The sequence below is a fragment of the Nostoc sp. genome (assembly GCF_035638895.1).
Lineage (GTDB): Bacteria > Cyanobacteriota > Cyanobacteriia > Cyanobacteriales > Nostocaceae > Nostoc.
In genome coordinates this window covers 1-9,475 of sequence record NZ_DASQZC010000034.1, presented here as the reverse complement: position 1 = coordinate 9,475, position 9,475 = coordinate 1, and the positions used below count along the sequence as shown (strand labels likewise).

The 9,475-nt window shown below is 40.0% G+C and carries 7 protein-coding genes, 1 tRNA gene and 1 pseudogene; 5 read left to right on the top strand and 4 right to left on the bottom strand.

Annotation, left to right across the window (positions count from 1 at the left end; genetic code table 11):
* Positions 1-8 precede the first annotated feature (8 nt).
* Both VE944_RS01375 and VE944_RS01370 read right to left on the bottom strand, forming a co-directional pair.
* Positions 9-2,429, bottom strand: a complete 2,421-nt coding sequence (locus tag VE944_RS01375) for a sucrose synthase (RefSeq protein ID WP_324971179.1) — start codon at positions 2,427-2,429, stop codon at positions 9-11.
* A 1,483-nt stretch (positions 2,430-3,912) separates the two neighbouring features.
* Positions 3,913-3,985: transfer RNA gene (locus VE944_RS01370), tRNA-His, on the bottom strand.
* Between the two features lie 123 nt (positions 3,986-4,108).
* On the opposite strand from VE944_RS01370, the gene VE944_RS01365 reads away from it, so the two are divergent.
* The 3 genes from VE944_RS01365 (at position 4,109) to cobA (ending at position 6,191) form a co-directional block, all read left to right on the top strand.
* On the top strand, positions 4,109-4,492 hold the full coding sequence (locus VE944_RS01365; protein ID WP_324971177.1) for a DUF4359 domain-containing protein: 384 nt from the start codon (positions 4,109-4,111) through the stop codon (positions 4,490-4,492).
* A gap of 193 nt (positions 4,493-4,685) precedes the next feature.
* A complete protein-coding gene (locus VE944_RS01360) occupies positions 4,686-5,411 on the top strand; it encodes a sirohydrochlorin chelatase (RefSeq protein WP_324971175.1) in 726 nt (241 codons plus the stop codon).
* Positions 5,412-6,191 carry a uroporphyrinogen-III C-methyltransferase gene (gene cobA / locus VE944_RS01355; protein WP_324971172.1) on the top strand — a complete coding sequence of 260 codons (780 nt, stop codon included), beginning with the start codon at positions 5,412-5,414 and terminating at the stop codon, positions 6,189-6,191. It abuts the gene before it with no gap.
* A 30-nt stretch (positions 6,192-6,221) separates the two neighbouring features.
* Here the strand turns inward: cobA and VE944_RS01350 are convergent, their stop codons facing one another.
* Positions 6,222-6,839, bottom strand: a complete 618-nt coding sequence (locus VE944_RS01350) for a hypothetical protein (protein ID WP_324971171.1) — start codon at positions 6,837-6,839, stop codon at positions 6,222-6,224.
* Positions 6,840-7,274: 435 nt separating this feature from the next.
* Between VE944_RS01350 and VE944_RS01345 the strand changes: the two genes are divergently transcribed.
* Together VE944_RS01345 and VE944_RS01340 are read left to right on the top strand one after the other, a co-directional pair.
* A complete protein-coding gene (locus VE944_RS01345; protein WP_324971169.1) occupies positions 7,275-8,243 on the top strand; it encodes a homogentisate phytyltransferase in 969 nt (322 codons plus the stop codon).
* Between the two features lie 3 nt (positions 8,244-8,246).
* A complete protein-coding gene (locus VE944_RS01340) occupies positions 8,247-8,720 on the top strand; it encodes a tetratricopeptide repeat protein (RefSeq protein ID WP_324971167.1) in 474 nt (157 codons plus the stop codon).
* 505 nt (positions 8,721-9,225) lie between these two features.
* Here the strand turns inward: VE944_RS01340 and VE944_RS01335 are convergent.
* Positions 9,226-9,475: pseudogene (locus tag VE944_RS01335) on the bottom strand (succinylglutamate desuccinylase); the annotation flags it as partial.

Genomic DNA, 9,475 nt, shown 5'->3' with positions numbered 1-9,475 from the left:
CTAACTTATTATCGGTGCTTGTGCTGTTCTAATAGCTGTTGCGCTCTTGGCTTGTAAATTAAATAGAACAAAGCCTCAAGATAACGCAATAAATCTTCCCGATTCTCCTTTGAAGTAAAATTCCAGAAGCCATAAATCCGTGCTAATGATAACAGCTTGCTAGTGTGAATTTTCCAAGTATAGGTGCTATAAACTCGGTCAATTCCTCGCTGCGAAATTTCATCCCAGTAGTTAGGATTTTTTTCGCATTTTGTAATAAAATCCACAATTTTTGTGGCTGTCTCATCTAAATGTGTTGGGTTAATCAAAAAACCATTAACCTTATCTTGAATAATCTCCAGCGGCCCACCAAACTGTGTGGCAAAAGTCGGTAATCCTGAAACCATCGACTCTAAAATCGTCAAACCAAAAGCTTCAAATAAAGCTGGTTGTACAAAAATCCCCTGATGATCGGCAATGACTCGGTAAATTTCACCAGAATCAGTTTTAGTCAGGCGCACACCTAGCCAACGAATCTTGCCGTGGAGATTGTACTCGTCAATTATTTGGTAGAGTTTGATAATTTCATCACGTTCTTCGTTGTCGCCTGATTCTTCGACGCGCAATTTACCCGCCACCAAAATTAAATTGTAATGCTGTTGTAATTCTTTACTTTGACCATAACATTCAGCTAAACCTGTGAGGTTTTTGATGTGGTCAAGACGCGCCATTGAGAAGAGAGGGCGCTTGTTAGGATCGTCGAGTTTGCCAAAGATTTGCGTAGGGTCTTCCAGAGTAAAAAGTATTTCTGCAAGGCGTTGGCGATCGCTCTCTACTCGGTCTTTATTACGGGTGTAGGGGAAGTAATTATTTTCGTTTACCCCAGGTGGTACGACATTAAATTTGGGACTAAATAATTCAATGCCATTGGTCACATGGTACAACTCCGGCATGGTGAAGCACTTATAAGACTCGTACTGTCCCACACTATCGGGTGTTCCCACAATTTCTTGGTAGGTACTGCTGACAACGAAATTAGCAGCATTCATTGCAATCAAGTCAGCTGTAAATTGCAATGAAAAATGATATTTCTCCTCTAATTCTTGCCAGTAGAGGTTACTGAACAAGTATTTAGATTTTTCCAAAGCATGGGCAACATTGCATTGGGTAACTTTCAGCCGTCGCGCCAGCAAGAATGCTATTAAATTCCCATCAGTATAGTTTCCAACTATTAAGTCAGGTGTGCCTTGAAATTCTGCCCGTAGTTCTTTTTCTGAATCAATGGCGAAAGTTTCTAGATAAGGCCAAAACTCAAACCGGGAAATCCAGTTTTGAGTCATGTTAGGATTAAATTCCCGTAAAGGCACTCGCAAAATCCAGGCATTTTCGGTATCGTGGACTTTTTCTAGCCGTTGATTACAAAGGGTGCCATCACTATTAGGAATCAAGCGGGTGAGAATAATTACCTTTGGCTCGACATTCAATTTCTCTAAACCCGCAAGCAGGACATCTTCTTGTAGCTGCTTCTCTAGGCTCTTTGCCTGGTCAAGGACGTAAACTACCTGACCCCCAGTATCGGGACGCCCCAATACTCCCTCTTGTCCAAACCAACCGTGAGCTGACACCAAGACGATTTTAAAAATCATCGGAACCCGTGAAATGAAAGCTTCTAGAGTCTGAGGATCGGCAGAATCAATCAATTCATCGAGAATATTTAAAGTTTCGCGCACTCGCCCTGCGGTGTTACCCCAACCCGGTTCAAAACCCATTGACTGCAATTGGAACCGGAATTGTTCGTAGGGTTCTTCTTCAGGGCGATTATTAACAAAACTGATAGCTTTCTTAACTTGCTCGGAAAGTTGCTGCTGTGATTGAATGCGATCGTTAAGGAGCAATTGCACACCGTTGTAGTGGTGCAGGCGCAAGAAATTCAATAAGCTGTCCAGCAATTGTTTGGAGTCTTGAAATATTTGGCTGGATAGATAGCGGTTGAGAAATTCTACCCCCTTACCAATGTTTTTGGGGTCGCGGATGACTGGGGTGTAGTCATAAAACGGGCCGAAGTCCAATTCTAACAGGCCGCCCTCGTTGGGATGATATTTATTCACCAAGCGATCGCGCAAATCCAGCAAATCCTGTACCGTCATCGGCTCAATGCTCAAGTCTGATGTCAACCAATAAACTTCTTGGCTGGCAATTTTAGAACGGATGATGAAACAAAAGTTTGACTCTTCCTGAATAATTTCTTGAGTATAGTAAATCAGTTTACCTAACTCAGAGGAAGTGTAAAATTCCTCTGGTTTCTGGCACTTTGAGCAATACTCACTATATACATTCAGTATGTCGTTCCGCAGCAAATACTTCTTTTCTTGTTGGCGTAATTCGCTAAGAAAGGAACGCAAATCACTTTTTTCTTCACTATCTAAGACTACTTGAAGCAATTCAGACATGGCAACTCCAATAGATGACTATGTTTGCATTGTTGACTTTCAAGGCGAAGCAAATAAGCCTCCACCTTTTCTTTGACCAGATATAAACACGAAACAACACAGATAAATATAATTTATCTGTGTACCTACAAATATCAACTTTTCAGCAGGCACTTAAACCGTGTTTTTCTTTACTTAAAGTATCTATGACTCAGTATTTTTTGTTCTAACTAAAGGAATACAATTTTTATTTCTTTTGATAGATGTTAGTAAATAACTACATGATTATGTTTAGGGCACAGCATTTTACGCCCTTAACTGTTTGAGTTAAGCTTTACTATATCATTTCTTGACGTGTATCTGAATTATTTGCACAATGATAATGTCAAGATTTAGCTTTCAAGCTCTGTAAGGCCTGCAAAGAAATACTTTTTTAATTCTTACAGAGGGTTAATATTCATTTTTATAGTGGGTGTAGATGATTTATTCGGCAGCTTTGATTATTGCTGATATTCTAGTAATTTGGGTAGCAAATAATTATGTTGCTATTATCTATTGGTTAAAGTTTGACACAAAACTTAATACTTATGCTTTCAGTAAAGGTCTGAAGCTAAACTCCAATGAATTAAAATCAATTTTTGTTCTAAGATAGACTAATCTTTGTTCGCCCTAGTTACAATTTAAGCAAAAGTTATTTAAGTGGGGGCGATTTATATGCCTACTAATACACATAACTCCGCAGCTTCTGACCACAGTATTGGCAACATTCTGATTATATCTATGCTTGCCTTCTGTGGGCTGACTTTTATCATTCTTCTAGGCATTTTCTGACAATTAAATGTATGTGTGTTTAAAAACTTCTGAGGCTAAGATTCCCAACTTCTTAGAGAAGTCGGGAATCTTAATTGCACAGATAGCATTGCCTGAAAAAAGGATTGAATTTAGTAACAACTGGAGGATTTTCCTTGAGCAGTACAATACAAATAAGTAGGTCGGCGTAAATAATTCTCGTTGGGATAAAGCAGGGGGAAAAAGGTTTTAAGCCTTGTTTACTTTTCTTCATACAGTTTGCTTTTATTGTGCCGACTTACTTATTGGTATCTTTTAAATACATAGGACTTACGCATAGACAAGAAAGACCAAATATGAAGCAATGTTAAAAACCATATCTTTCGTAAGGGCACAGCATGGTCTATTTACGTAGTTTACCGCCGTAGGCATCGCAGGATAATTAACAAAAGCCTGAAAACTTCCTATTTTAGGTAATTCACATGACGATGCATTTGTACAGTGCGTAAGTCCTAATACATTTTTTATTGGGTAAGTGGATTTGCTTATATGGCTGAAGTTACTTCATAAGCTAGTCTGATGAATAGTAGGTTTACGACGCTTCCAAGCCCATGAACTCATAGATGGCATATCCTTGCTAAAGTAGTGGTTATGAATCTTCAAAACCACCACCCATCTTGTATAGGAACTTATGGATCACTATTAAATTATGTAGGGCGAACGATGGGAATTGAACCCACGAATGGTGGTACCACAAACCACTGCCTTAACCACTTGGCTACGCTCGCCATTCAACAATTTCTATTATAGCAATAATTTGGCAAGCGATCAAGAGTTTTTTTCAAGGAACGGACTGAGTTAATTTAGAGTCTGTGGAATCTAACAATTATAATGAATTTTACTTGGCAAACATGAAACCCTTAACGATCATTGCATATACTGGAGCAGCAGCAGGACTAGCCGCCTTGGGTGTGGCAATGGCGAATACCAATCCCAGTCAGGTTGAGTATGAAGAATATGCGGTGCAACGGCTGACAGAATACTTAAAAACCGATGTGTGCAAAAAAACTACCAATCTTATAGAAAATTTAATCCGTTTTAATTGTGATAAGTTGGTTGACTCGGCTAACCCGCAAATCCAAGAAATTCTTGCCAGGACTACAGAAAGACAAAATTATATTATTTTTAGCATTTACCGTACAAATTTAAAAATAAACTCTTGGATACCTTCTTACAAATTTGAAACCGTGGGAGCTTTTGATCAATTTTATACTTACACTGCCGAAAAAGAGTAAGGAGCAGGGGGAGCAGGGGAAGCAGGGGCTGATAGTCAATTTAATTTTTGGAGTTCTTTATATAAGTAAGTGATTAAAAATACTTCTATTTAGTATTTGATAATAGTTTCAATAATCACCTGAGTAGTTATTACCACCAGCTTAATATTAAGTAAGATATGATAATTAGTCACTGAGAGTTAAAGCTTTGCCGATGTCATCTGCCTATCTGCTAGTATCTCACGGAAGTCGCGATCGCCGCCCAGAAATTGCTATGCAGCAACTAGCTAGGCTGGTATGTCAGAAATTGTCAAGCGATCATTTGGTTAGCATCGCTGCTTTAGAAATGAGTCCTCAACCTTTACACGAGCAGATTCAACAATTTGCTAAAAGTGCTTTTGGCGATTACTCACTGTCTCAAAATGAAAATCGCCTCAAAATTGTACCGTTATTTCTGCTGCCGGGAGTCCATGTAATGACAGATATTCCTGCCGAAGTAGCACTAGCACAACAGGCTATTGGTCAGGATATCATGATTGAGTTGCAACCATACTTAGGCTCTCACCCCAATTTAGAGAAATTGCTGGCAAAGCAAATAGCTGCTATAAAAGCAGAAGCATGGATTCTCTTAGCTCATGGTAGCCGTCGCCCAGGTTCCAAAGAAACTGTGGAATTAATAGCAGCGAGTTTGGGAACAGTAGCTGCTTATTGGGCTAATCCTCCTGGTTTAGAATTACGGGTGAAAGAGTTGGTAGCTGCTGGTTATAAAGAAATTGCAATTTTGCCATACTTTTTATTTGCTGGTGGAATAACCGATGCGATCGCGGCCTCAATAGAGGAGCTAAAATTACAATTTTCTGCGGTGAATTTCCAATTGGCAGAACCACTGGGAGCAAGTGCAGAATTAGCCGAGCTAATTTGGGATTTAACAGATAGATAGATGAACCGCACAGAAAAACAGGAGAATAAGTATTTGGGAAAGGTTTATTTAGTAGGTGCGGGACCAGGAGATCCAGGACTGATTACCTTGAAGGCAAAAGGTTTATTGGAATGTGCAGATGTAGTTATCTATGATGCCTTAGTGAGTCCGGCAATTCTGGCAATGATTAATCCCCAAGCCGAGCAAATTAACGCTGGTAAGCGTGCGGGGAGACATTCGTTGTTGCAAGAAGAAACAACTCAATTGCTGATTGAGAAAGCACAGGATCATGCAATTGTGGTGCGGTTGAAGGGTGGCGATCCTTTTATTTTTGGTCGCGGTGGCGAAGAGATGGAAGAATTAGTTGATGCTGGAATAGCAACGGAAGTTGTGCCTGGTATTACATCGGGTATTGCAGCCGCAGCTTATGCAGGTATTCCATTAACTCATCGACTATATAGTTCTTCAGTTACATTTGTTACTGGTCACGAGGCGGCGGGTAAGTATAGACCGAAAGTGGATTGGAATGCGATCGCGCACGGTTCCGAAACCATTGTAATTTATATGGGCATTCACAATCTGCCTTATATTGTGGAACAGTTAAGTGGCGCTGGGTTAAATTTAGAAACGCCCATTGCTTTAGTGCGCTGGGGTACGCGTCCAGAACAAGAAGAATTAATTGGTACTTTAAAAACAATTGTAGAGCAGGTAGAGAAAACTGGATTTGGTGCGCCTGCGATCGCAGTCATTGGACAAGTAGTAAATATGCACAGCATTTTGTCTAGTTGTCGTCCAGTTTGATGGTTCGCGCAAATGTGAAATCCCCTGTCTTTAAGTTTCTCGAATCCAAAATGCCAATCCTCCAGCCCGGCCACGAGCTGCAATAAAATCTTCCGTCACCAAAAAGAAGCCAAAGAAAGGTAGTTTAGCTATGGACTGGTTGTAGAAATCTTCTGCTTGAATACCAGAACCCATCGGTCTGTTATAAACAACACGACCAAACAGACTAATAAGCATTTGGTTAAAGTCAAACGCCAATAAATTTTTCTTACTTAAATATTGCACTGGCCCCGTGAGGTTCAACAAAACTGGGCCAAATTTAACCTGATTACTAATTTCGCCTCTGTTTGAATCCTGTCCCAAAGTGGCATTAAAGGAAACATGGATTTTTATAAACTTGGGTACATATAAACCCTTGCCTAATACAATTCCGCCACGCTCTCTGACTTTCTTAGTACCAGTGGCAAAGCAAAGTTGCCATTTGCCCAAAAGAGACTCAAACGGATAAGTTAACCGTTCCTGCTTGGTAGATTTTTCTGCTTGTAGCAACGCATTTACTAATATTTCACCACTAGGGGTTGTGCCTTCCTGTCCTTGATACGCAGCCGCAGCTTGGGATAGCACACTCACAAAGTCAAATGTCGCTTTAGATGTCAAATTAGCTGTCATAATTTAACTATTTATTTACTTTTCTGATAGATTGTACCGTTATGGGGAGTAGCAGAAGAGAATCGGGAAGAGGTATTTTCACGCTTGTTTGTCAAATTTTTTCGGGATGGAGCCTCTTTTATAAGGTAGATTGATTCTCTTGAGTAACATTACGGTGGGCTGTGGTAAGGGTTTAAGCCGCCGCTACCTCCCCTACAAAATACACTACGTCCAAAGCTTTGGCTCTTGTTAATGACCAAATTCTGTGACAATGGTTAACAATCTGACAACTAAGGTCATGTGGAAAAATTAACGCGAAACCTAACCCCCCTTCCCTAATAGGGAATCGGGAGAATTAAAAGCCTCTCAACAACAGGAGAGAGCAAGAGTAAGGTTTTATAAATCCCGTGAAAAGTCAGGGTTAACAATAAGCCGGATACTGAATCTAAGGTACTCATGAGCCAGAGTTTTCAAAACAGCCCTTTGCCACGCAAACCCGTTCAATCATATTTCCATTGGTTATACGCTTTCTGGAAATTCTCTCGCCCTCACACGATTATTGGTACAAGTCTGAGTGTGTTAGGTTTGTATTTTATTGCCATTGCCATTAGTAATCGTCCTGATTCCCTATTCCCTACTCCCCATTCCCTATTCCTTATCTTAGGTGCATGGATTGCTTGTCTGTGTGGCAATGTCTATATTGTGGGGCTGAATCAATTAGAAGATGTTGATATTGACAAGATTAATAAGCCTCATTTACCGTTGGCATCAGGTGAGTTTTCCCAACAGACAGGGCAATTAATTGTTGCTTTTACTGGGATTTTGGCGCTAGTTGTGGCGTGGCTAACTGGGCCATTCTTATTTGGCATGGTAGCAATTAGTTTGGCTATTGGTACTGCTTATTCTTTACCGCCAATCCGCTTGAAACAGTTTCCATTTTGGGCAGCACTATGCATTTTTTCGGTGCGCGGTACGATTGTTAATTTAGGATTGTATTTGCACTATAGTTGGGCGCTGAAACAAAGCCAAGTAATTCCGCCTGTGGTGTGGGTGCTGACGTTATTTATCTTGGTGTTTACCTTTGCGATCGCAATCTTTAAAGATATACCCGATATGGAAGGCGATCGCCTCTATAATATCTCTACTTTCACTATCAAACTCGGTTCGCAAGCTGTGTTTAATCTAGCTCTGTGGGTGATAACTGCCTGCTATCTGGGGATAATTTTAGTTGGTGTGCTACGTGTGCCCTCAATTAACCCTATATTTCTGGTAATTACTCATTTAGCCCTGCTAGTTTGGATGTGGTTGCGGAGTTTGGCAGTAGACATACAAGATAAAAGTGCGATCGCTCAATTCTACCAATTTATCTGGAAACTATTTTTTATCGAATACCTGATTTTTCCTATCGCCTGTCTTTTGGCTTAGACAATGCTAGAAACCTTTCCTACTAGTTCTATTATCGCTACTGTTGTAGTTGTTCTTAGTCTGTCAATTCTTGGCTATTTTGCTTGGAAAACTTTGATTACCTCAGACTTGTTTCAAAAAGGAATCAATCTTTCTCAAGCAAAAGATTACCAAGGTGCAGAAGCAGCGTTTCGTAAAGTGATTTCCATCAACTCTACTAATGATGTGGTGCGCTTGTTTTTGGGAGATGTTTTAAACCAACAAGGCCAAATAGAAGAAGCAACAGAATTATTCCGGGAAGTGATTCGCCGCAGTCCCAAAAATCCTGACGCTTACTTGCGTCTGGCAAATATTCTCATGCAACAAGAGCGAGAAGAGGAAGCTAAAATTAACCTGCAACAAGCTAAAGATTTATTGCAAAAACAACGCCAACCTGAAAAAGCTAAAAAAATCACTGAACTGTTAGATAAAATGAATGATAAGTCTAGTAAATCTTAAGTTAAGTTAGAATTGCGGAGATTAAATTTTCCTCTTCCGTCTCCTATTTTTTTTACCATTCCCCTCATCATGGGGAGAATGGGTTTTGTTTTTGAATTGAACAGTGTCTGCTCTAATTATGTTTAAATACAGTTAAGTTATATAGGACTCATATTTGATTTTTGAACAAAACTCAGTACACCTTTATTCCTTCTTCCCAGTCCCCAGTCCCCAATCCCCAGTCCCTTACCTTTACGAGTGATTCAGAAATCAAAGACGCTCGATAGCGCAGCGTTAGCGACGCAGGAGCGTCTGACTCGCTACCGCTTCGCTATCGGATTGCTATACTAAGTGTACCAATTACAGAAGCGATCGCTCAATATAGTGCCGTCGATCCCAATAGTACTTTGGTTAAAAGCGCTTGTGGTATGGGTATTTATTTGGGAGACTAAATTTAAGTCAAGAGTAAGGAGTGAAGAGTTAAAAAACTCTTCACTCCTTACTACAAATGACAAATGATAAATGATTAACTAACAATTCCCAATACAAACTCGCCTTCATTCACAGCCTGATTAGTTGCGACATCATAAACTAATCCATCATGTTGAGCGCAGACATCAATTACAGTAGGTAGCCGACCTTCTTTATTGAAACTGAGAATTTGATAGAGTTTGTCTCCAGTTTTGACTTCAGTACCTAATTCGATTCTGGATTGAATCATACCACCTGCGATCGCATAATATTTTTTCCGGTTACTGCTAGATGCAAAACTCATT